The organism is Dyella acidiphila (assembly GCF_014863405.1).
GTDB classification, from domain to species: domain Bacteria; phylum Pseudomonadota; class Gammaproteobacteria; order Xanthomonadales; family Rhodanobacteraceae; genus Dyella_B; species Dyella_B acidiphila.
Genome location: NZ_JACZZA010000013.1, coordinates 75,432 through 97,990, shown reverse-complemented (window position 1 = coordinate 97,990; position 22,559 = coordinate 75,432). Strand labels below are relative to the sequence as shown.

At 63.3% G+C, this 22,559-nt stretch carries 15 protein-coding genes; 6 read left to right on the top strand and 9 right to left on the bottom strand.

Annotated elements, in window-relative coordinates:
• Window positions 1-20: 20 nt before the first annotated feature.
• From IGX34_RS18625 to IGX34_RS18605, 5 genes are all read right to left on the bottom strand, one after another.
• Window positions 21-2,357 (bottom strand): alpha-amylase family glycosyl hydrolase, encoded by a 2,337-nt coding sequence (locus IGX34_RS18625; protein ID WP_192557245.1) that lies wholly within the window; start codon window positions 2,355-2,357, stop codon window positions 21-23.
• 579 nt (window positions 2,358-2,936) lie between these two features.
• Complete coding sequence (locus IGX34_RS18620; RefSeq protein ID WP_192557244.1) at window positions 2,937-3,566, bottom strand: DUF4142 domain-containing protein; 630 nt, start codon at window positions 3,564-3,566, stop codon at window positions 2,937-2,939.
• Between the two features lie 176 nt (window positions 3,567-3,742).
• Window positions 3,743-4,867 carry a CHASE2 domain-containing protein gene (locus IGX34_RS18615; protein ID WP_225737590.1) on the bottom strand — a complete coding sequence of 375 codons (1,125 nt, stop codon included), beginning with the start codon at window positions 4,865-4,867 and terminating at the stop codon, window positions 3,743-3,745.
• Between the two features lie 163 nt (window positions 4,868-5,030).
• On the bottom strand, window positions 5,031-6,680 hold the full coding sequence (locus tag IGX34_RS18610) for a FecR domain-containing protein (RefSeq protein ID WP_192557243.1): 1,650 nt from the start codon (window positions 6,678-6,680) through the stop codon (window positions 5,031-5,033).
• A 180-nt stretch (window positions 6,681-6,860) separates the two neighbouring features.
• Entirely contained in the window at window positions 6,861-9,737 is a 2,877-nt protein-coding gene (locus tag IGX34_RS18605) for an ATP-binding protein (protein ID WP_192557242.1), read from the bottom strand.
• Window positions 9,738-9,892: 155 nt separating this feature from the next.
• On the opposite strand from IGX34_RS18605, the gene IGX34_RS18600 reads away from it, so the two are divergent.
• The 3 genes from IGX34_RS18600 to IGX34_RS18590 all read left to right on the top strand — a co-directional run bounded on the left by IGX34_RS18600 (window position 9,893) and on the right by IGX34_RS18590 (window position 12,772).
• Window positions 9,893-10,558 carry a response regulator gene (locus IGX34_RS18600; RefSeq protein WP_192557241.1) on the top strand — a complete coding sequence of 222 codons (666 nt, stop codon included), beginning with the start codon at window positions 9,893-9,895 and terminating at the stop codon, window positions 10,556-10,558.
• 505 nt (window positions 10,559-11,063) lie between these two features.
• On the top strand, window positions 11,064-12,395 hold the full coding sequence (locus IGX34_RS18595; RefSeq protein ID WP_192557240.1) for a sensor domain-containing diguanylate cyclase: 1,332 nt from the start codon (window positions 11,064-11,066) through the stop codon (window positions 12,393-12,395).
• A gap of 53 nt (window positions 12,396-12,448) precedes the next feature.
• Window positions 12,449-12,772, top strand: coding sequence for a hypothetical protein (locus IGX34_RS18590; RefSeq protein WP_192557239.1), 324 nt, complete (start codon window positions 12,449-12,451; stop codon window positions 12,770-12,772).
• A gap of 161 nt (window positions 12,773-12,933) precedes the next feature.
• Here the strand turns inward: IGX34_RS18590 and IGX34_RS18585 are convergent, their stop codons facing one another.
• From IGX34_RS18585 to IGX34_RS18575, 3 genes are all read right to left on the bottom strand, one after another.
• Window positions 12,934-15,117, bottom strand: a complete 2,184-nt coding sequence (locus IGX34_RS18585; protein WP_225737589.1) for a penicillin acylase family protein — start codon at window positions 15,115-15,117, stop codon at window positions 12,934-12,936.
• 153 nt (window positions 15,118-15,270) lie between these two features.
• Window positions 15,271-16,902, bottom strand: coding sequence for a S53 family peptidase (locus IGX34_RS18580; protein WP_192557238.1), 1,632 nt, complete (start codon window positions 16,900-16,902; stop codon window positions 15,271-15,273).
• Between the two features lie 435 nt (window positions 16,903-17,337).
• Window positions 17,338-18,627, bottom strand: coding sequence for an Nramp family divalent metal transporter (locus IGX34_RS18575; RefSeq protein WP_192557237.1), 1,290 nt, complete (start codon window positions 18,625-18,627; stop codon window positions 17,338-17,340).
• Between the two features lie 220 nt (window positions 18,628-18,847).
• Here IGX34_RS18575 and IGX34_RS18570 point away from each other — a divergent pair, with 220 nt between their 5' ends.
• A complete protein-coding gene (locus IGX34_RS18570) occupies window positions 18,848-19,990 on the top strand; it encodes a hypothetical protein (protein WP_338015507.1) in 1,143 nt (380 codons plus the stop codon).
• Between the two features lie 136 nt (window positions 19,991-20,126).
• Here IGX34_RS18570 and IGX34_RS18565 read toward each other — a convergent pair whose 3' ends face one another.
• Complete coding sequence (locus tag IGX34_RS18565) at window positions 20,127-21,272, bottom strand: hypothetical protein (RefSeq protein ID WP_192557236.1); 1,146 nt, start codon at window positions 21,270-21,272, stop codon at window positions 20,127-20,129.
• A gap of 405 nt (window positions 21,273-21,677) precedes the next feature.
• Between IGX34_RS18565 and IGX34_RS18560 the strand changes: the two genes are divergently transcribed.
• Both IGX34_RS18560 and IGX34_RS18555 read left to right on the top strand, forming a co-directional pair.
• A complete protein-coding gene (locus IGX34_RS18560) occupies window positions 21,678-22,145 on the top strand; it encodes a MarR family winged helix-turn-helix transcriptional regulator (RefSeq protein WP_192557235.1) in 468 nt (155 codons plus the stop codon).
• Window positions 22,146-22,169: 24 nt separating this feature from the next.
• A complete protein-coding gene (locus tag IGX34_RS18555) occupies window positions 22,170-22,550 on the top strand; it encodes a VOC family protein (protein WP_192557234.1) in 381 nt (126 codons plus the stop codon).
• Window positions 22,551-22,559: the final 9 nt, after the last annotated feature.

Below are 22,559 nucleotides of genomic sequence, written 5' to 3'. Positions count from 1 at the left end.
AGCCGATATCGTGTGGAGCGCTATTTGGATATCAGCAGCAGCAGCGATTGCCCGCATTGGCTATACGTTGCGCCACTGCCGCCGATCAATGTTTCGCTGCCCGGCGTCACCCAGGTATTGGCGCCGTCGTTCCAGTTGCAGGTATCGGTCACGCGATACCAGTTGGTGCCGGTGGGCGGTGGCGGCAAGGTAAAGGTGACGCTGCCGGACCAGCCGTTGTAGGCGATGTAGATGGAATTGCTGTCGCCGAACGACGAGCCGTTGATGGTGTAGGCAATCGCATAGTTGCTGGTGTTGTTCCAGTAGCTGCTGGTGGCCTGCACGCCACTGGGTTCCCACCATTCGACCTGGCTGCTGGTGTACCAGTTCTCGGGACGCAGCGCGGGATGGGCCAGGCGGAACGCGATCGCGCGCTGGGCGAAGTTGTAGAAATTGGATTGGTCGCTGGTCCAGGAATAGTTGAGCCAGTTGGCGGTGGAGTCGACGTTGTAGGGATTGTTGTTGCAGTTGAGCGAGCGCAGGTATTCGTCGCCGCCGGCCATGATCGGCGTGCCTGCGGAGAGCATGGTGAAGGCCAGGCCGGTGCGTGCGGCACGGCGCTGGTCGGCAGCGGCGCCGCCCTGGTTCCAGCTGTAATTGGTGGTATTGCCGCCGGAGGACGGGCCATACGGCCACGCCTGGGTGTTGTTCGGGTTGTTGCAGGAGTAGATGTCGAACAGCGTAAAGCCGTCGTGGATATCCATGTAGTTGGTGGAGTTCCACGGGTAGCGGCCGTTGGCCTGGAAGATATTCGACGAGCCGGTGAAGTCCTGTGCGTCCTGGCCGATCGAGATGGTCATATTGCCCAGTTCGTTCTGTGCCTGGCGCAGCGTGGCCTGGAAGGCACCGTTCCATTCCGACCAGCCGGCCGGGAATTGCCCCTGGTTATCGCCGCCGCTGGCGCTCCACGGTTCGGCAAACAGATCCAGGCCGCTGCCGCCGCCGGCCGGACGCACGGTGAAGTTGGCCAGGATCTGGTTGAGCGCGATATTCGGATCGGCCGCATCGAAATTGAAGCCGCCGTTCGGGCAATTGGGCGCGGCCGCTTCGTAGGATTGATTGAGGCAGTTGTTGCCGAGGATCGGCGCTTCGTCGAAGCGGAAGCCGTCCACGCCCATCGTATTGCTCCAGTACGCCAGCGAGTCGATGATCATCTGCCGCGTTGCCGGATTGTAGGTGTTGACGTTGGCGCCGATGCCGGTGTCGTCGTAGAAATACTGGTTGCCGGTGGTGAGCTCGTAGTAGGTGGCGTTGTCCAGGCCGCGCCAGGAGATTTCCGTGGCTGTGGTGGGATCGGTGCTGGTCCAGGTGCCACCTTCGGCGGTGTGGTTGTAGACCACGTCCATGTACACCTTGATACCGGCCTTATGGAATGCCTGCACCATGGCCTGGAATTCCGCGGTGGGACCACCGGCAGCCTTGTTGTAGGCATAGCGGCGATCGGGCGCGAAGAAGTCTTCGGTCATGTAGCCCCAGTAATTCTGATCCTGCGTCGAATCGGGGATGACGTCGTTCTCGTCGTTCTGCGTTTCCTGCAAGGGCAGCAATTCCACCGCGGTCACGCCGAGGCTGGCCAGGTAGCTGGCTTTCAGTCCGGCGCCGTAATAAGTGCCCTGGTACTGCGAGGCGATGCTGGGATCCTGCTTGGTCAGGCCGCGCACGTTCACTTCATAGATCACATCGTCTTTCTGCGCGCGGGTGGGCTTGGTGCCGGTGCCCTGTCCGCTCGCTGCAAGCACGATGCCCTTGGGTGCATAGGTGCCGCTGTCGATCAGGCGATAGGCCACGCCGAAGGTGGCATCGACAGTACCGCCGGTAGCGAAGATGTCGGCGTTCTGGTTGTTCGCGTTGAGCGGATCCTGGCTGATTTCCTGTGCATACGGATCGATCAGCAGCTTGTTCGGATTGAAGCGGTTGCCGTTGCTGTCGACGTCGGAGACGAAGCCTACCGAGGAACCCTTGGTCCAGCTCGAGCTATACGTCCAGTTCGGCCCCCAGGCGCGATAGCCGTAATACACCGCACCGCTGATGCCGGCCGATTTGATTGACGACACCGGCACCACCACCTGCCACACGCCGCTGCCGACGTTGCTGAGCGGATAGCTGGCCGATTCCTGCACACCGTAACCGGTGCTGTAGAGGTACAGCACCATGTAGGTGGCATTGGCCGAATACACCCGGAAGGTGATCTGCGTTTGCGCAGCGTTGTAGCTGGCGCCCAGGCTCATGCTGTTGATGGTGGCGCGGGCGGGCGTCGGCGGTATCAGCGCCAGACTGGCGCAGATCAGCAGGGCGGCGAGAAATTTCGGACACTTCATGCGTGCAAGCCTCCATCCTGGGTCGTGGCGACCAGGTTCAATGGACGTGCGTTGAATGTTTTTCCCGAAGTGCAAACAGGCACGGTTGCCTGTGTTGCCGCAGCTGTGTCCCAGGCCGAACCGATCTCCCCATCGATTGCGTGCGATGCACGCACTATTGGCGATGCGTCAGCTACTGCGGCGCATAGTAGGAAGCATCGCGGTGCAGCAACCAGCACATGCATACGTATTCATTGAAAGAAGTGTCGTGGTCTTCACGTGGAAAACACGTAATGGAGAAAGATGCAGGTTGTTGCGAATGCATGCACGTGTTTGTGTAAGAGCATGCTGGTGCGAAGAGCATGCTCCCTTCCCCTGTGGCGAGCGGGCTGGGGTGAGGGAGCAATCTCGCGCGATGTTTGGTTGAGGCGCGCTTTTAAAATGCATCCGCGCATTAGCGAAGGCTGAGGCAAGCCGTGCCCCCTCACCCCAACCCTCTCCCCGCAGGGGAGAGGGAGCAGATCGCGTGGAGCTGTGAAAATAAAAAAGCCGCGATAGGTATCGCGGCTTTTTTCAATATGCGCTGGACTCAGCGATGGATTACCACGGCGCGGCCACGAACGACGACATCGGCTCGCCCATGTACGAGGTTCTGGCCGTATGCGTATCGACCGACGTCAGCGCCTGCTGATGCGAAGCAGGCGCCCATTCGGACGAACGCAGCACGCCCAGCGCCACCATCAGGTTGCCGCGCAGGTCGGCCACGGCCTTGTGCACCACGCTGTGCAAGGCGACGTTGGTGGAGCTGGCCTTGATGCACTGGTAGGCGGAGATGATCCGGTTGTGGTCGCGCACCACGATGCCGGCAAAGGATCTGTCGAAGGCATCGCCGTTCAACCCTTGCAGCATGTTGAGGCTGGCGGTGCTGTCGGCGGTGGGCGGGGCATTGGCGGTGTCTTGCGAGAGCTGCGCCAGCTGGGCATTGAGCGCCGTGCGCTCCTGGATCACCGTATTGGCCAGGTCGATCACCTTCTGGTTCTGCGATTTCTGCAGTGCCAGCTTGGCCATCGCGATCTGCGTTGCATTGTCGGCAGCGGCCTTGGTCAGGAATTGCTGTTCTTCGGGGCTCAGCGACTGATTGTCGGCGGCGCGGGTCGATCCCGGCACCAGCGTCAGGGCCACCAGCAGCAGCGAAGCGGAAATGAAACCGAACAAGTGACCAGTACGCATGGCGTTTTCCAACCTAATGCAATGAGCAGTAGATGCCCCCCTGGCAACCAATGTGGACTGAGAGAAGTTCAAAAATTGTTGTCAAATTGTCAGCCTCTCATAGGCCCGCGCCAGACGCGGCCGCGGGCTTCAGCAAGCTCAGCGAGAGGTGTGCGAAACGCTGGCGGCCCCTTCACCTAGCGATGGCGTTCGCGCATCAGCCATTGCCAGGCCGCGCATTCGACCGCGATCACCGCCAGGCAGGCGGTCGGCGGCCACCACAGGTAGCAGGCACGCAGCAAGCCGATGCAAGTGGCCAGCACCAGCGCCAGCGTGGCCAGCAGCAGCGGGGCACGGCGTCCGATCACCGGCAGGCCGTAGAGCAGCAGTGGCAGGGTCAGTAGCGCGGCGGCCAGCAGGAACTGGGCGAGAAAGTTGATCGGCGTGACCAGGTAGCCGCGCTGCAGCGACTCCAGCACGTTGGCCTGGTATTCCACGCCGGGCATCGGCGAATCCGGCGTCTGCAGGATGTCGCCCAGGCCTTCGGCGGTGGCGCCGATCAGTACCCAGCGGCCTTTCAGCATCTGAGCGGGCACGTTGCCGTCGAGCACATCGGCGGAGGACACGCTGCCGAAGCTGCCGGCGGTCCCGGCGTAGCGCAGCAATACATAGTTGTCGCGCATCCATAGATACGGCGACGTATCGTTGCGGGCCGGATCGTGCATGCCGGGCAACGCGGCCGATGGGGTGGTGCCGAGCTGGATCAGCGCCAGCGCCAGCGACGGCCAGTACGCACTGCCCAGCCCAGCCTTGAGATAGGCCCCGCGCACGCGCCCGTCCGCATCGGTGGCCACGTCGACCTGGCCGAGCGCCGCCACGCTCTGGGCGATGGCACTGATCGGCAGCGCTTCCTGCAACTGGCCGCCAAGATGCACTGCCTCGGCGAATACCGGCAGCACCACCTTGCCGTTGCGCTGGATCGCGCTGGCGACCAGGGCATCGTTGCGCGCATCGTTGGAGGGCGTGGACATGGTGACGTCCATACCGATGCCGCGCACGCCATCGGCAGTGAGGCGATCAATCAGCTGGGCATAGACCGAGCGCGGCCACGGGAAGCGGCCGATGGCATCCAGGCTTTTCAGGTCGATGGCTACGATCACCACGTTGTTGTCGGGGGTGTAGCGCCAGAGCCGTGCATGCAGGTCGTACAGCGCGTTATCCAGCGACGTGGTGACACCGCTGGCGATCAGCAGCACCAGCAAGCCGACACCGGCCATCCACAGCATGCCGCGGGCAAGCCAGGCGAGCGCGCCGTTATGCATGGCGTTGCTCGCGCTCCCCGGCGGGGAGTGCGCTGGCCGCAAGCGTCAACAGCAGAGCAGGCGCAGGGTCGCCTGCGGTGAAAACCAAGGTGTTGCCCAACATGATCCCCCTCACCCCAACCCTCTCCCCGCTGGGGAGAGGGAGCCTGAATGCGTCAGCTCTTTATAACAGCAGCCATAGCACCAGGCCGCCGCCACCGGCCACCGCCGCCACACGGCACAGCATGCAACCCAGGCGGATCTTCTGCGTGGCGCCCCATGGCCCGGCGTAGCCATCGGTATCGATGGTCTGCACGCGCACATACCAGGTGCCGGAGCCCGGCTTCTTGATCTGCAGCAAGGGCTGGTCCAGGGTCTGGTCGATCGCCGGATGGCTGAAGTCGGGCGTGCGGTCGAGCTGGATGTGATAGTGCTGCCCGCTGCTGCCGGCCGGCCAGCCGAAACTCACGTCGTGATGCGCGGACGTCGGTTTGCCCACTTCGGGCGCGGGCAGCTGCGGCACCAGCTCGAACGGCATCGCATCGCTGAACGGACCGAGCTTGCCGCTGCGGTCGCGGCTGGCGATGCGCCAGTAATAGTGGCCGTAGGGCAGTGCGTTCGGCGCGCGCACGCTGTCGCCGGTGAGCCGGTCGTTGCCGGCCAGCGGCTGGGCGAACTGCGCATCGCCGGCCAGCTGCCATACGTATGAAGCGGCCTGCAGGCTTTCGGTCCAGCGGAAGTGCGGACGCGTGTCGCGCACCTTGCTGCCGGGCAGCGGCTCCATCACCAGCGGCGGTTGCGGATGGCCGCTGATATGCAGCGTGCACACGCTGTCCTCGCCTTCCAGGCGGTTACCGTCGATACCGTGCACGCGCACGGCGTAGTCACCGTCGGGCACATCGGGCAGGTTGAGCTGCGGCGAGCTGGTGACGTGATCGAGCAGCAGCGTTTCGAAGCGCTCGTTGGCCGCCATCTGCACGCGATAGCTCTGCGCGCCGTCCAGGGCCGTCCAGGCCAGCAGATAGGGAATCTGGCTGACCGCCTGTGCCGGGCAATGCAGCGCCGGCGCGGCCAGCAACTGCTGCGCCGACGCGGGCTTGCCGCCATCGACCGTGGCCACGCCTTCGCCCTTGGGCACCAGCACGTGCGCATGATCGCCGGCCACGTCGACGCGTCCGGTCAGCACTTCGGTCTGCGTGTGGTCGCCGTCGGCGCCGACGCGAAAATGGGTGCCGCGCACACTGGAAATGGTGCCGGGCGTTTCCACGCTGAAATGCGCCGCCACGCCGGTCATCGGCGTTACCGCGCTGGAGACGCGGCCGTGTTGCAGGCGCAGGCGCGTATCGACCATGCCGGTGCGGCCGTAGGCGCTCATCTGGTCCAGGTCCAGTGCGCTGTTTTCCTGCATCAGCACGCGCGAGCCGTCGGCGAACTGCAAGGTGAGGCTGGCGTTGGCGCCGGTGTTCAGATGCGTGCCGTAAGCGAGCGTCATGCCGGGCGTGACGTCCTGTGCCTGGCTCTGTCCGGGCAGCTGTACCTGCGCACTGCCCATCACGGCCACCACTTGCGCGCTGGCCGGCTGCACGCGCAGCCATGCAATCGGCACGCGCAGCATCATGCCCGGCGGCAAATGCAGCGGATCGGCCACCTTGTTGTAGTCCTGCAGCTTCTGCCAGGGCACGTCAGGCCGCAGGTAGCGGCCGGAAAGATCCCAGATGTTGTCCTGCGGACGTACGCGGTAGGTCCAGTCGGCAGCACTGGCGGTCGACATCGCCAGCAAGGCGAGAAGCGTGATGGCAAGCTGCGGCAGCAGCCTGTTCCGGATGGGATGCATCGTCGGAACCCCCTAAATCCCTGTGCGGTACGACTGGCCGCACCAACGAAACGCCCCCGACGTCACGGATCGGAACCTGGCTGACGGCCTTGGTCCTAGGGTCGTCAGTCAACACCGATTAGTTTGTAGGCAGATTGTGGGGCAGCCGCCCGGCGAATGCCAAGGCTGCTGTCCATACATTTAAGTATGGTCGGCCTGCCGGGCCAGCTCGGCCAGCTCGGCCAGCGTGCCGCGCAGCCGCTCAAGATAGGCCGGCACCTGCCGCAGCGCGGGCGCGCCATCGTCGGCGGCCAGGCCATCGAGCAGAGTGCGGCCGTCGCTGAGCACGCTGCCCTGGGTAAACAGCTGCAGCGCGCCGAGGATCCGGTGCAGGCCGCGCTGGGCGCCCTGGCTGTCGCCCTGGTCGAGCGCCTGCTGCAGTTGCTGCAGGTCGGCTTCGCTGGTGCGCATCAGCACGCGCAGCATTTCGTTGCGCATGTCCTGCAGGCCGGGATCGGCAAACGCGTCCTGCTCGAATGGCGGCATAGCGGCATGACCGGCGTCGGTATCGGCCTGCGGCATCCAGGCGCGCAGTTTTTCTTCGAGCTGGCGCAATTGCAGCGGCTTGCTCAGGTAATCGTCCATGCCGGCTTCGCGGCAGCGTTCGATTTCGCCGTCCAGCGCATTGGCGGTCATGGCGATGATCGGCAGGCGCGCACCGTGCCGGGTGGCGGCTTCATGCCGGCGCCAGGCGGTGGCCAGCTCGTAGCCGTTCATCTGCGGCATCTGGCAATCGGTCATCAGCAGCGCGTAGCGGCCGCGGCTCAAGGCATCGAAAGCGCTGCGGCCATCGCCGACCACCTCGCAGGACCAGCCGAGCAGATCCAGCTGCCGCCGCACCAGCGACTGGCTGATCGGATGATCTTCCGCCACCAGGATGCGCCCGTGCATGCCCGTCGGCTTACTTGCCGGCGCGGGCGTCGCGGCAGCGCCGGCACGATCGTGCGACGGAGGCGCCAGCGGCTTGAGCGCCAGGCTGCAGACGCGCGCCACCGTCTGCCATTTCAGCGGATTGGCATGCAGCCAGATCTGTTCGTCGTCGCGGTAGCCGCTGGCGCCGTTGGCGCTGTAGTCGACCAGGATCGCCTGCGCGGCGATCAGTGCGGCGCTGTCCTGATCGTCGGCATCGATAAACAGCAGATTCGCAGCGATGCCGCTGCGCATCGGCTGCGACGGCGGCATCTGTTCCACCGTCAGGCCCAGGGCGGTGAGATGCGCCGCCAGCGCATGGGCGACAGGCAGCGAAGCCAGTCGCACGATCGCATGTCGGCCCGGCAGCTCGGCCGGGCGTTCCACCTCGCGCTGCGCCACCGGCAGGCGCCATTCCAGGGTCACCTTGGTGCCTTCGCCGAGGCGGCTGCTGAGCGTGATGCTGCCGTCCATCAGCTGCACCAGATGGCGGCAGATCGCCAGCCCCAGGCCGGTGCCGCCGTAGCGGCGGGTGGTCCACGATTCGGCCTGCGAGAACGGCGTAAACAAGTTGGCCTGCTTGTCCGCGGCAATGCCGATGCCGGTATCGGTCACGCTGATGCGCAGGCGCTGCGCGTGGCCATCGTCGCCGAGCACGCGCAAGTCCACCGCCACGCTGCCGCGCTCGGTGAACTTGCTGGCGTTGTTGAGCAGATTGAGCAGGATCTGCCGGACCCGCACGCTGTCGCCCAGCAGTTTGCCGGCCAGCGTCGCATCCGCACCCACCTCGATCTGCAAACCCTTCTTGTGCATCGGGCCGGTCATCATGCCGACTACGTTGTCGATCAGCGTGCGCAGATCGAACGGAGCATCGTCCAGGCGCAGGTTGCCGGCCTCCAGCTTGGAGAAATCCAGCACATCGTTGAGCACCTGCATCAGCACGCCGGCGGAATCTTCCACCGCATGCACCAGCTCGTGCTGTTCCTGATCCAGTGGCGTGCGGCCGAGCAGTTCCAGCATGCCGATCACGCCATTCATCGGCGTGCGGATCTCGTGGCTCATGGTGGCCAGAAAATCCGCCTTGGCCTTGGATGCGCGTTCGGCCGCATCGCGTGCCGCCAGCAAGGTTTCGTTGTGTGCGTTGATGCTGGTGGTGTCGATGAAATAGCCGATCCATTCCACCCCGCGCGCGGGCAGCCGGCGCGTACCCATCACCAGGTGGATCCAGCGCAGCCCGTCGCTGCCGTAGGCGCGAAAATCCAGCGTGGCGGTGCCGCGATGGCGGGTGGCCCGCTGCAGCACGCGGCGCAGGGCGGGCGCATCTTCCGGATGGATGCGGTCGTGGAACGGCCAGTCGCGCAGCACGTCGCCGTTTTCCACCAGTTCGTCCTGCTGCAGGCCGAACAGCGCGCGCAGATTGCCGGCGATAAAGGCCAGCCGCTGCAGCCGGTCGTGACCGCGGCGGACGGCGAACACCACCACCGGAATGCGCTGGGTGATATCGCGCAGGCTTTGCTCGGTGGCGCGTGCGCTCAATTCGATCTGGCGGTATTCGGTGATATCCAGCAGCACCGCCACCGAACCGTTCACGCTGCCATCGGCGGCCTGCGTGGGCGATTCCAGAAACAGGCCAGTGCGCTGGCGGCCGTCGCTGCTGAGGTAATCCAGTTCGCAGCGCTGCACCTTGCCGCTGCGCACCGCTTCCAGCCCGAGCTGGTGGATGCGTTCGGTCACCGGTATGCCGTCGACTTGCGGCAGCCAGCGGTGTTCGCCGATTTCCAGGCTGCTGCGGCCCACGGTGTGCGCGGGATCGATACCCAGCCGGCGCAGGCAGGCAAGGTTGAGCGCCAGATAGCTGCCGGCGGCATCCTTGAGCAGGATCGGAAACGGAATAGCGTCCAGCTGCGCCTGCATCAGCGCGGCCTGCCGTTGCAGGGCCTGATCCGCCTCGGCCAGCTTCTGCCGCTGCGCAAACGCGATACGCAGCACTGCCAACGCCAGCAGGGCAGTGAGGCAGAGCAGGGCAGCCAGCACCACGATCGCCAGGGACTCCGGGCCGGCATCGAACCAGCCGCTGGCCGCAGTGCTGATGAAGGAGGCTAACGTCACGACGAAGGCTTCGGGCAAGGGCCGGGATCCGCGCTGAAGCCGTCATCATGCCTGTTTGTTACGTAAGATCAATCGACATGCGCAGTCGGGGATGCCTGGGTGCTTTAGGTAGAATGCCCACATTGGGCCGCCCACCGAGCACGTACGCATTGCCTATGTCCCCTCCTGGCGAGACAACCCGGATCGTCATCGCCGATGATCATCCTGTCGTGGCCCTGGGTATCCGCGCCTTGCTCAAAGGCTTCGGCCAGGTCGAGGTGGTGGGCGAAGCGAGCAGCGGTGGTGAACTGCTGGCCCTGCTGGCGGACGAGCCCTGCGACCTGCTGATTACCGACTTCTCCATGCCCTATGAAGACGGCACCGGCGACGGCCTGCCGTTGCTGCGCCGCCTGCGCCGCGATCATCCGAAACTGCCGATCATCGTGCTGACCATGGTGCATAATCCCGCGCTCACTCGCGGCATGCTCGCCGCCGGCGTCAACGGCCTGGTCGGCAAGATGGCGATGACCAAGGAACTGCTGCTGGCGATCGGCGCGGTGCTCAACGGACGCACCTATATTTGCGAGTCCATGCGCGACCACGTCAGCGATGCCGCCACCCCGCAGGCCGCCACGCACGGCGCCGATCCGGCGGTGCTGTCCAAGCGCGAAGCCGAGGTGGTGCGCCTGTATGCGCAGGGCCTGACGGTGACGCAGATCGCCGAGCAATTGCACCGCAGCGTCAAAACCGTCAGCCAGCAGAAGAACGACGCCATGCGCAAGCTCGGCGTCACCAGCAATACGCAGCTATTCGAGTACGCACGCGCCTACGGTCTGCTCTGACCGGCGCCCAGCGCGGCTATGTAATCCGCGCATTTTAGGAATCCTCCGATACAGGCCCGCGCGCCGGGAACGCATCCTGCTCACCCATAAGGCAACGCCTATTTGGGGCGTTCGAGCTTTCCCGCGTGTCTACGGAAGGATGCGTGTCAGCGAGCTTACGTTGGCGACAGGTATGCACTACCCCCTGTGAGTAATGCCTGTCGGGATCCTGTTGCGGCAAGGGAAGGGGGAAGGCGGCGCCATGCCAGGAAGCTGTATGTCGTAGCACAGGGAGCGTAACCGGACGAAGCCGTGCTTCGTTCCGGCGACCCGGCAAGGAAGACATGCTGTTCAAGACATGCCGCCCTGGTGCAGCGCCGGGACCGGCATGCCGTGCGCGTGGCACGGCCAGGTTCCGGATGGAAGCGCGAGATCCGGATATTGGCCGTGGACGCAGCAGGACGGTGCAGCGATACCGCCAAGATCCCGGCCACGCGCCGGCCCGATCCGCAATGAGGTATCCGCGATGTTTCTGGAAGTGAATGGCGAAGCGCTCGACCGGCTGCATGCGGCGATCCACGAGCACCCGCAATGGCAGTGGGAAATCGACAAGCGCCATCGCTTTACCAAGGTGGCCAAGGGCGTGTTGCAACTGCTGGGGCGCGATTCCGAGAGCGTGCTCGGCGAGCCGATCTACGCCTTCATGGCGCCGGACGAAGCCGCGCGCGCCGCCCGCTTTTTCGATGCGCGTCCGGGCCAGCCGTTCGCCTGCGTGATCTCGCGCCATCTGCGCGCGGACGGCAGCACCGTGGCAGTGGAGGCCGATGCGGTGCCGCTGCAGGACGAGAGCGGTCAATGGCAGGGCTATCGCGGCATCGCGCAAGGCGTGACAGATATCGACATGGCGCAGAGCGAAAGCGTCTACCGCATGATGGCCATCTACAACACGGCGCCCAGCGCGCTCTGCCTGATCGGCCGCGACGGCCGCTATCTGGCCGCCAACGCGGCCTATGCCGCGATCCATGCGCGCGATCCGCAGACCCTGGTCGGTTGCAGGGTGGAGGAGCTGATGCCCGGCGAGGGCGAGCGCATCCGCCGCAGCCTGCTGTTGCTGGATGCCGGCAAGGAAGTGCCCGCGCATGAAGTGGCACATGGCGAGCGCTGGTACGAAGTGCTGGCCAATCCGGTGCACAACCTGATGGGCCAGGTGATCGGCATTACCGCGGCGCTGATGGATATCACCGAGCGCAAACAGGCCGAGCGCAAGCTGGAGGAAACCAATCGCAAGCTGCAGCACTATGCCCGCAACGACCACCTCACCGGCTTGTACAACCGCCGGCATGTGGATGAAGTGCTCGCCGAAGAAGTGCATCGCGCGACGCGCTCGGGGCATCCGTTGTCGCTGCTGATGCTCGATGTGGATGCGTTCAAGAAATACAACGATCATTACGGCCACCTGCGCGGCGACGAATGTTTGCGTGCGGTGGCCACCGCGCTGCGCAAAGCGCTGCATCGCCACGGCGATGTGGTGGGCCGCTACGGCGGCGAGGAATTCGTGGCGATCATGCCGGGCACCGATGCGATCGGCGCCCTCAAGGTGGCCGGCGCGATCGTCCATGCCATCAATGCGCTCGCGATTCCGCACGCCAAGAGCAAGTACGGCCACATCACGCTGAGCATCGGCGCGGCGACGCTGGATGTGCTGCCGCACGCGCAAATCGGCGTAGAGGAGCAATGCGACGCCCTGCTGCAGGCGGCCGACCGCGCCCTGTATACCGCCAAGCTTTCCGGTCGCAACGCGGTCTATGGCATGAGCACCACCGAGCTGGCCGGCGCCTGGCGCGATCTTGCAGGTTGAATCCACGCAGGATTCACATCTGCTTCGCGATCACCCATGCAGCGTGTGATCCCATGATGCAGCGACAGATCACCCATCCCCAAGGCAGCTTTGCGGCCTGCGCCGGCTGCCGCAAGGAACCGCGCCATTTCACCGCGCACGGCAGCGCGCGCGATGAAGGGCCGGCGTTTTCGGTGATGGGCGAACGGCATCAACTGGAATGCTGCTGTGAGCGCCGCACCGGCTGGTGCGATTCGCTGGCCGGTGCGGTACTGCGCTGGCAGCAGCTGGGCGAAACGCTGCCGAAAGTGGTGATGCAGGTGGCGAAGGTGATTCCGCTGCGTGCGCATTGCGCCGGCAAGGACGGCCCGCTGGAGATTCGTCTGGACGAAGCGTGAGGCCCGGCCAATCCGGTGACCTCTACCTATAAGCCGTCATCCAGGCTGTCATCCCACTGGAACCTATAAACCGTCATCCCGGCGCAGGCCGGGACCCAGTGACTTCGTGCCGTGCAAGACGCTGGGTCCCGGCCTGCGCCGGGATGACGGTGGGTGGGACTTCACCCACCGGGGTGATAAACCCGCTCTACATGCCCCTGCAACTCATCCGGCCAGAAATACACCTGGCGCAAATTCCCGGTGGTGTAGCGCTCCGCTTCATCGTTGAAATGCGGCGAATCCGCATGCCCGCTTTCACCGCCGGCCGTAATTGCCCGCGCATGCACCCGCGGCCCAAATTCCACCGCTGCCACAAAGCTGTTGCCGCTGGTGCCGTAATAGCGCTTCGTTCCTGGCCAGCGATGCGCGCCGAACGAGGCCAGCGAACCCCAGCGCGATGAGGTGAACGGCACCGGGATACTCGGCCTGGCGTCGTTGAACGGTTGCACGATGTCGCCGGTAAGGCGCTGATAGCGATTCACTTCGCCCCAAGGCGTGCCCCAGCTGCCGAAATCCTGCTGCAGACGGTCGGAGGCCTCCAGCAACGCTTGCAGGCGCACTTTTGCACCCGCGGTTTCGGCCATGCGGTCATACACCGACAAGCCTTCGGCATTGTCGGCCTTGTCCATCTTGTCCCACAGGATGTCGCCCCAGAACACCGCCAGCGAGGTCGGCATCGAGGCAATGCCCCAGCGAAAATCCCAGCTGCGCAGCAGCGCGATCTGCCCGGCCAGCTGTTGCTTGAGCGGATCGCTCGCCGGCAATGCATCGTAGTCGTGGAACAGAATCGGCAGCTGGCGCGCAAATTCCGGCAGATAGGAATCGAAGGCCAGCGTGATCAGCGACGCCAGCGTAAAACCCTGTTGTTTGCTCAGCAGCAGGGTGGCATGCACACCGCGCGGGTTCTCGCCCACCGTATCCATATAGCGCGGAAAATCCGCCCGCTTGGGGCTATACGCACCGGCAGCGGAATACGGCCAGTCGTTGGTATTCATCACCCAGCCGTTCGGCGGATTGAGCACGTGCGGCAGCTCGTCCAGCGGCATCAGGCCATGCCAGTCGGTGGCCGGATCGCTGCCATCCACCGGCTTGGTGTAATCGAAGCGATCGTCGCGGCGCGGCATGAACTGCGGATGCAGATAGGCGATCTCGCCCTTGTCGTCGGCGAACAAGGTGTTGTTGGACGAATTGGCCTTCAGTTCCGCCACTTTCATATAGCTGGCGTAATCGCTGGCCTTGGTGCGCAGCCAGCTTTGCTGCAGTGCCTGCAGCGGCGTATTCATCAGCGCCTCGGCGATCCACTTGCCATTCTGCGCGCGTACGATCGGGCCGTGATGGGTGGCGTAGACGGTGAAGCTGCGCGTGGCCATCGACCCATCCGCGCGCCGATACGCCACGCTGAGCTGGCGCGTGGTCACCGGCCGCAGCGCGCTGCCATAGCGGTAGAACAGCTTGCCATCCTGGTGCACGATCGTTTCGGCAAACTGATCCACGTTGTCGGCGGTGGTCGAGGTATGCATCCAGCCGATATGCTGGTTGAAGCCCTGGTAGATAAAGAACTGCCCCCAGGTGACCGCGCCATAGGCATCCAGCCCCTGCTCGCTGCTCATCTGCAGCTCGGAGCGGAAGTAGAACGACGTGTGCGGATTGATCAGCAGCAGCGCATGGCCGCCGGTAGTGAGTTTGGGCGCAATCGCAATACCGTTGGAGCCGGAAGGTTCGGCCCAGCTTGCCGGCGTATCGACGCTTGCCAGCGCCGGGCCGCCGCCGTCATAGAACGCCTGCAACTGCGCCAGCGACACGCGCTCGATATCGCCGCCGATGCTGCCCTCGCTGAAGCTCAGCGCCATCCACGGCTCGAAATGGGTGATCACGCGCGGATGCACATTCGGATGCGTGGCCAGATAATCGTTCAAGCCGTCGGCCCAGGCATTCATCAGCTGCTTGAGCCAGTCCGGGCTTTGCGCGTAATCGTGCTGCAATTGCGCCGGATCGATAAACAGCTTCATGCGCAGGTCGCGCCAGAGCGCCGACTCGCCTTCCGCTTCCGCCAGCCGCCCCAGCGCATTGAGGTAGTTGGTTTCGACACGGTTGAAATCGTCCTCGGCCTGCGCATACGCCATGCCGAACACCGCATCGGCATCGGTCTTGCCGTGCACGTGCGCAATGCCCCAGTCGTCGCGCGTAATGGTCACCGCCTGCGCTTCGCGCTGCCAGCGGGCGTGTTCGGTGTCACCGGCATGTGCGCTGGCGGCTAGGCCTAGTGCAAGCCATATCGCGTAAGTGGATCCACGCATCTTGAACATCGCCCGTCGCCCCTGGCCGCTGAATCAGCAGTCATGGTAACGAAAAGGCATGGTGGCGTTGCACCACCGCGGGCCGGGTTACCCCCGGATCGCGTCCGGGGTAACCCAACCTGCGAATGCGAGCCCGGTGCAGCACCGGGCTCGCCACGCTGCTTACTGCGTCAGCGTCGTAATCAACCCAGCCTTCGGACTGCCCCAGCCCGTCACCAGGTCATAGCCGGCCACGGCCGAATAGCTGCCGGACTTGCCGCTGGTGATGTCGTGGAAATCAGTCGTGTAGGTGCTGGTGGTCTTGCCGCCCGATTCGTTCTGCGCATAAATCGTGGCGTTGAAACTGCCCACGCGTGCACTGCCGTTCGCTACCAGCTGCTGGTTCACCAGTGCGATGAAGCCGGCCCACATCGGTGCGGCGAAGCTGGTGCCGCCGTATTCGTTGGCGGTGCAGGTGCCATTGCCGCAGCTGTAGAAGGTGAAGTTGGCGTTGGCCGATACGTCAGGACCGTTGCGGTACTTGGTCGAGCCCTTGTTGCTGCTGTTGATCACGCCGGAGATCTGCTGCCAGCTCGGAATGGCGATCTTGTCCGGCGAGATGCCGCCTCCGCTGTCGGTCCATGCGGTTTCCGATTTCCACGGACCGGCCGCACTGCTGGTGGTGAGATCCGTGCCGCCGACCGAGATCACATACGCGTCGTCAGCCGGCCATGCCTCGTTGCTGCTGGACCAGGTCGAGCTGTCGCCCGAAGCGGCGAAGAAGGTCTGGCCTTGCGCGATCATCTTCTCGAAATACGGATCGAGCGTGGACGGATCGGCCGGCGTCCAGCCCCAGGAACAGCCGATGGTGGTCGGCAGCGGGCTGTGCGTGGTCATCGCGCTGATGATCGCGGTGTCGGTGGAGCCGACATACATCACCAGGCTGGCCAACCCCGGCGCCATGCCGATCGCCTGCGTCATATCCAGCGTCTGCTCGATATCCGTGCAGCTGCCGCTGCAGGTGGTGGCGGTGCCGTCGGTGGAAATCACCGATACCGGCACGTTGTTGGTCTGCTTGGCATTCTTGAAATACAGCGTCAGGTCGGAAAGATTGGTGCCTTCGTATTCGAACAGGCCCAGATTCTCGCCCGAACCGGTCAGCGCCGTGCCGCCGTAATAAGCCGCGCGCATATCGCTACCGAGGAACGAGGCCGACGGACCCGAACCGGTGGTGGCATGCGAAACGACTTGTTCTGGCGAGATGCCCTGCGCCGCGGCGTAGTCGCTCTTCTTCACGTACAGCGGATGCGGCTGCGAGAAGTTGTCCAGACCCGACACATGCCACAGCGGAATCGCCAGCGCCGTGGTCGGCTCACGATCCGGGCTGAAGAACGTGCGGTTTTCGCTCGGATGCTGATAGGTCTGCATCTTCACGTTGAAGGCCTTTTCCACCGCCGACACCGGGCCCACCGCCTGCACGTCCATGCTATCGAGGCTGCCGCCGACGATGCTGAAGCCGTACTTGGTCAGGTACTGCACCACGGTGTTGTAATCGCTCTGCGTGGGGCCGAAGCGTGCCGTGAACTGCTGCGGCGTCACGAACTGGCGATATTGCGCGCTGGCCGGATTACCTACATCGGCCACGAACTGATCGAGGCCGGCCTGATCGCGTACCGGCAGCACCACATCGATGCTCATCAGCTGGTTGGCGGGCAAAGTCCCGACTTGTTTGGCGGTGGCTTGCGTCACCGCGTCGCGTACATGCGTGGTGTAGAACTGTGCGGCGTGTGCCGCGCTGGCTGCACCGATGGCCATCGCAACTGCGAATGAAAGACCGCAGGTCTTGCGCGCGAGGGCGGCAAATCCCTTTGCATGTTTTCCGGTCGAATCTGTTCTATTCATCGCTTGCTACTCCCAAAGTAGTCGAAAGAGAAAGAAGAGATTGCGAGGAAACTAACGAGTGCTCCCCTCCCCAGGGGTGCCGAATGGCCGCGGGAGCGTAGGATGCTTTTTGTGGTGCTCGGGTGAAAAACACCCATGTTTTGCGGGGGGAAATCAGGACAATTTGCTATTTTTGATCTGCGTCGTGAGCAAACAGCAAAAGAGGCCATGCTGCTGCGGATTTTCCTGCGGAATCATCGGCGCAATGTGCGAGGTTCTTGCGTATGTGAGAGTGATTTCACGCCACGTCAAAGCTGCATGAAGATCGTTGTTGTCATTCGCGCGGATGACAGGAACGTCGATGGACGTCTATTTGAATGCCTCGATCAGCAGCAGCGCATTCAATCCCAGCACCACAATCACGCCGGCAATCGCCAGCAGGCGGATCCACGCGCTGTTGCGGTAATCGCCCATCACATCGCGCCGGCAGGTAAACCACACCAGCGCGATCATCGGCAGCGGCAGCGCGAAGCTGAGCACGATCTGGCTATCGACCAGCGCCTGCGTCGCATTCACGCCCATCGCCACCACGGCAAAGCTCGGGATCATGGTGATCGCGCGCCGCAGCCACAGCGGAATCTGCCGGCGGATAAAGCCCTGCGTGATCATCTGGCCGGCCATGGTGCCGACCACCGAGCTGGACAGGCCCGATGCCAGCAGGGACAGCAGGAACAAGCCCGCGGCCGCGCCGCCGAGCACCGGCGCCAGGGTGTGATAGGCGGTCTCGATCTCCGCTACATCCGTATGCTCGCCGTGGAACGCGCCGGCGGCCATCACGATCATCGCCATGTTGATCAGCGCGGCGATGGTCAGCGTGATGCCTACTTCGCGATTGGAAAAGCGCAACAGCTTGCTGCGTTCGCCTTCATTGCGCGGCGGCACACGCGACTGTGTCAGCCCGGAATGCAGAAACAGCGCATGCGGCATGACCGTGGCGCCGACCATGCCTACGGCCAGGTTCGCCGCCTGCGCGTCCGGCAACTGATACACCACCAACCCTTTGATCACCTGCGGCCATTGCACATCGGCGATCAGCAGCTCCGCCAGGTAACACAGGCCGATGACGGTCACCAGCACACCCACCACAATTTCCAGCGGGCGAAATCCGCGCTTCTCCAGCGACAGCACCGCATAGGTAGCGAGGCCGGTGATCGCCATGCTCGGCAACAAGGGCAGGTGGAACAACAGCGAAAGCCCGAGCGCGCCGCCGAGAAATTCGGCCAGGTCCGTCGCCATCGCCGCCACTTCGCTCACGCCCCACATCACCAGCACGATCGGCCAGGGGAAATGCAGGCGGCTCAGCTCGGCCAGATTGCGGCCGGTGACAATGCCCAGCTTGGCCGACAAGGCCTGGAACAGCATCGCCACCAGGCTGGCGATCAGCGTTACCCACAGCAGGCTGTAGCCATAGCGGGCGCCGGCCTGGATATTGGTGGCGAAATTGCCCGGGTCGATATAGGCCACCGACACGATCACCGCCGGCCCCGCCACCTTCAACAGCGCGCTCCATCCGCGCCTGCGCTGCTCGAGCACATCGCGAACCGAGGCAATCGCGTTGTCGGTGACGGACAGGCGTCCGCCCAGCACACGGGTGTTCATGACAGGGCTCGGAAAACGGACATGGTCAACAGGAAGAACGGCGCGAGATCGCGCTTGTGAATCACTCTAGACCCCTGTTTCCAGCAAATGAATTCGATTGTTTCGATGCAGGCAATAGCTTGCGGCTATACCGTCAAGGCCATATTCACCTGTGGGACATCCGCCGTTGACCACACTGAGCGACCGCCAACGCCGGTTGCTTCCCGGGCCAGGAGCTGCAGTGCCGTACCGTCATGCCGATCGCCGTTCCCGTGGCCGCACAGCGCCGTTTCGTCATGTCTTGTGTGGCGCGCTGGCGCTGCTGGCCGGCCTCCCGGCCCTCCAGTCGTCCGCGGCCACGCGCCACAGCACGTCGCAAGATCCCGCTCCCACTCAGCTCAGCATTCAGGTCAACAACGATCGCCTGACGCTTGCCGTGGCCAAGGCGCCGCAGATCTATCTTGCCGGCGTGATCGATGCCGATGCGCCGCAGCGCTTCGAGAGCATGATGCGCAGCGGCAAGATCGCCAATGGTTCGGATATCTACTTGAACGCTTCCGGCGCGGATCTTCACGCGGGCATCGCACTGGGCCGCCTGTTCCGCCAGGGCTCGATGGTGACCCACCTGGGCACGCAACGGCGCCAGCGCGGCGCGCCGGCCAAGCCTGCGCTCTGCACTGATGCCTGCGTCTACGCCTATCTCGGCGGGCTCTACCGCTGGGCGCCGACCGGTGCCGATCGCATCGGCTTCCCCGCGCAAATGGCCGTCGACCCGAAGGCCTCCGCCGATCCGGACGACACCAGCGCGTATCTGAAAGAGATGGACATCGACCAGAGCGCGCTCGCGCCACTGCTGACCGCCGCGCACGCCGATCCCGCGTGGCTTCCCGCTGACCAGCTGATCGCCGCGCGCATCGCCAACAACGGGCGGCTGCCGCTCACTGCCACGTATCAAGTCCAGAACGGCGAGCCTTATCTCACCCTCGCCGAAGTGAAGCGCGGCGGCCAGCATCGCATGAGCCTGGAATGCCGCCGCGACGGCGTGCTGTTCACCGCCTACAACGCCGTCGGCGCCGAACACGCCAAGCAAATTGTGGCGCACGGCGCGCGTTCCTTCGTGGAAGTCAATCACGCGGAAAGCTATCCGCCGCAACAGGACTACGCCACCGTGCAAGATGACGCCGTGGTTATCGCCCGCACGTATCCAGGCGCGCAGCTCGGCAGCCTGATCAGCGCCACCACCCTCGGCGCCTGGGTGCGCGACCGCAACAGCATGTTGCGCTACGGCTTCGAATTCGAGCTGGGCGGTTTGGATCACATTCTCAGGAAATACTACCAGGCGTGCTGGGAGTACGCGCCGTGGCAGGTGGCGAAGAAGAGCTGAGTTGGCGTAAGAGGTGGCATTGACCAAGCTGCTATGTGCAGCTTGATCATTTCTGCCTTTGCTTGGCCGCCGACATAGCGCACTACCCAAATGCATCGACGGGTTTGGCAGGCGCAGAAGTGCTGCATGGCATGAGCTACTTGGACGGGCAGGTTTGAAACTTGCTGACGTCGTCCTGAGCCAATTTGTAAACCGCGTCGCTTACATCGTCTCTGAGCTTGATGTAGTAATTGCCATCGATAGGAAGTGCGAGGCTCAGAGGTTTTGTTTCGCTCTTGTTCTGGTCGTCAATTAATGCGGCATCCGGAACGGATGTCTTGGCTGTGGATGCTTTGTCGGAAAGTTTGAGCACAAGGCAATTTCGAGCGCCGGAGCTTGCGAGTCGGATCGGCAAAGAAGCAATTTCGCCGCCTAGCGGGATGGCTATGGCCAAAACAAAAAACACGCAACCCGCCACAATAATCAGGTGCGTAAAGATCCCCCGGTACATGCCTTTTGTCCGAACTATATGAGCGACAGCAGACTGGCCTACGACGAGCAAAATCAGCGCGCAAAGAAAGCCTGAGGCTGGGCCGCCGTATGCAATCCATTGGTTTCCCTTGACGAAATGCAAGCTCACAAGAATCATTTCGAGCGTGATGATGCTCTGCAGAAAAAGCCCGAAAAACGAGTTGACGGCGATATCCGCAGTCCATTGAATGTTCAGTCTGCCGGTCAGTATGCGTAAACCAACCAGGATGGTCAGCATCAGCGCGAAAATTACGATAAAGCCGTTGACTTCTTCGTGTAAGAAGGTCACTGCCGCCACGATGGTCATCCATACACCGGGAAGTATCACGGTGGCTATCAGCCATCTTTTCCATGCGTTGAATTTGGATCCAGAGCCGAGCGGCGATGCAACGATCTCGCCTCTGAGATCGATCAGAGCAATGCCTTCCTTATTAATAGGGCTAACCAGAATCACCGTGGGCATGAGCAATGCACCGGCGAAAACAACAATGAAAAAGGCGATGAATACAAGGAGCGCCGGCAGGGCGCTTAAGGTGGAAGTCGAGAACAGGTTGACCGGTATGTGATATTGAATGGAAAAGTCGAACCAGAATAGATTGGCTAGCGCCAGTCCAAGCACACCCAGTGCAACCGAGCGATCCTGTATCCATTTAAAGCAGTCGCTGACTTCGTCGAATAAATGAAAACGGGTGTATTTCGAAGTCGGATTCCATGTCATCTTGATCTCCTTGATGCGGTTGTTCGACTGAGGAAAATGCCGCGAATTCACCATGGCCGACTAGCTTCAGGCGGCGGAATTTGCGAAGCGCACCATGCCTGCGCGAATACGGCCGCGTGGCTGATTACCAGGACAACTATCGGCCCCAGCGGCCAATGATTGAGTGCATGGGCCAGCAACGCGCCGATGCATGGCCAACCGCTGATTGGCGGGAAAGACAGCTGCTGCGATTTCCAAGGAATGGGATCGTCCGCGCCAAAGCCCATCGCCATGGCCATCAGATGGGCGGGCGCCGCAAGCCGCGCGCAGCGCTGCAGGTAATAGTTGAGCAAGCGCAATACGAGGCATGCAATCAGCCAGAGCGTATGTTCTTGCGAGCCTTGCAGGAGCAAAAAGGCCTTGGCATTCGAATAGTTGAATAGTACTGTTATTTGACTATCAACTACCGGTACTTATTTCATGGCTACCGAAGCCCCCTGGTACGAGACCATTCCCGTCCCCGCGCTGCTGCGTCACGCCCGCACCACCTATGGCGTCGCCATGCGCCGCGCCCTGGAGGGTGCCGGCTATGACGACATTCCCCGCAATGGCCTCTACGTCATCGGTGGCCTGGCCCTCGGCGCCGGCGATGTACCCCTCAGCCAGTTGATCCAGGAACTGCGCATCTCCAAACAGGCCGCCGGCCAGCTAGTCGACACCCTGGTCACACGCGGCTATTTGCAGCGCACCGTCGATGCGCAGGATCGCCGCAAGCTGGTAGTCACCCTCACCGAACGCGGCGCCGCCGCCGCGGCCACCCAGGCTGCCGCACGCGAACGCATCGATGAAGAACTGCTCGGCCGCATCGGCAAGGATGCAACGCTGATCCTGCGCAAGGCGCTCGCGGCGCTGATCGGTATCGGCCATCGCAGCGAAGAAGCCGCCTAGGCCGGCGCTGACAGGGGAGCCGTTATGAGTATGGAAACGATCGAGATAAAAGCCTTCGTCCCGGCACGCGACTTCGAGCTATCCAAACGCTTCTACACCGACCTCGGCTTCACCGTGGCCTGGTCTTCGGACGATCTGGCCTATCTGCACGCCGGCAACACCAGCTTCCTGCTGCAGAAGTTCTACAACCAGGAACACGCCGGCAACTTCATGATGCATATGCTGGTGGCCGACGTAGAAGCATGGTGGCGGCATGTGCAGGCGACTGGATTGGCGCAGCGCTACGGCGTAAAAACTGCACCGCCGGAAGACCGGCCATGGGCAATCCGCGATTTTGTGCTGGTCGATCCGACGGGGGTGTTGTGGCGGATTGGGGAGAATATCGGCGGCCCCAGGATTGGATAAAACCTGCCA

What these genes read in the sequence shown, in the direction of transcription:
- IGX34_RS18625 (WP_192557245.1), bottom strand. Translation starts at nt 2,357, where the DNA reads ATGAAGTGTCCGAAATTTCTCGCCGCCCTGCTGATCTGCGCCAGTCTG.
- IGX34_RS18620 (WP_192557244.1), bottom strand. Translation starts at nt 3,566, where the DNA reads ATGCGTACTGGTCACTTGTTCGGTTTCATTTCCGCTTCGCTGCTGCTG.
- IGX34_RS18615 (WP_225737590.1), bottom strand. Translation starts at nt 4,867, where the DNA reads ATGCATAACGGCGCGCTCGCCTGGCTTGCCCGCGGCATGCTGTGGATG.
- IGX34_RS18610 (WP_192557243.1), bottom strand. Translation starts at nt 6,680, where the DNA reads ATGCATCCCATCCGGAACAGGCTGCTGCCGCAGCTTGCCATCACGCTT.
- IGX34_RS18600 (WP_192557241.1), top strand. Translation starts at nt 9,893, where the DNA reads ATGTCCCCTCCTGGCGAGACAACCCGGATCGTCATCGCCGATGATCAT.
- IGX34_RS18595 (WP_192557240.1), top strand. Translation starts at nt 11,064, where the DNA reads ATGTTTCTGGAAGTGAATGGCGAAGCGCTCGACCGGCTGCATGCGGCG.
- IGX34_RS18590 (WP_192557239.1), top strand. Translation starts at nt 12,449, where the DNA reads ATGATGCAGCGACAGATCACCCATCCCCAAGGCAGCTTTGCGGCCTGC.
- IGX34_RS18585 (WP_225737589.1), bottom strand. Translation starts at nt 15,117, where the DNA reads ATGTTCAAGATGCGTGGATCCACTTACGCGATATGGCTTGCACTAGGC.
- IGX34_RS18580 (WP_192557238.1), bottom strand. Translation starts at nt 16,902, where the DNA reads ATGGCCATCGGTGCAGCCAGCGCGGCACACGCCGCACAGTTCTACACC.
- IGX34_RS18575 (WP_192557237.1), bottom strand. Translation starts at nt 18,627, where the DNA reads ATGAACACCCGTGTGCTGGGCGGACGCCTGTCCGTCACCGACAACGCG.
- IGX34_RS18565 (WP_192557236.1), bottom strand. Translation starts at nt 21,272, where the DNA reads ATGGTGAATTCGCGGCATTTTCCTCAGTCGAACAACCGCATCAAGGAG.
- IGX34_RS18560 (WP_192557235.1), top strand. Translation starts at nt 21,678, where the DNA reads ATGGCTACCGAAGCCCCCTGGTACGAGACCATTCCCGTCCCCGCGCTG.
- IGX34_RS18555 (WP_192557234.1), top strand. Translation starts at nt 22,170, where the DNA reads ATGAGTATGGAAACGATCGAGATAAAAGCCTTCGTCCCGGCACGCGAC.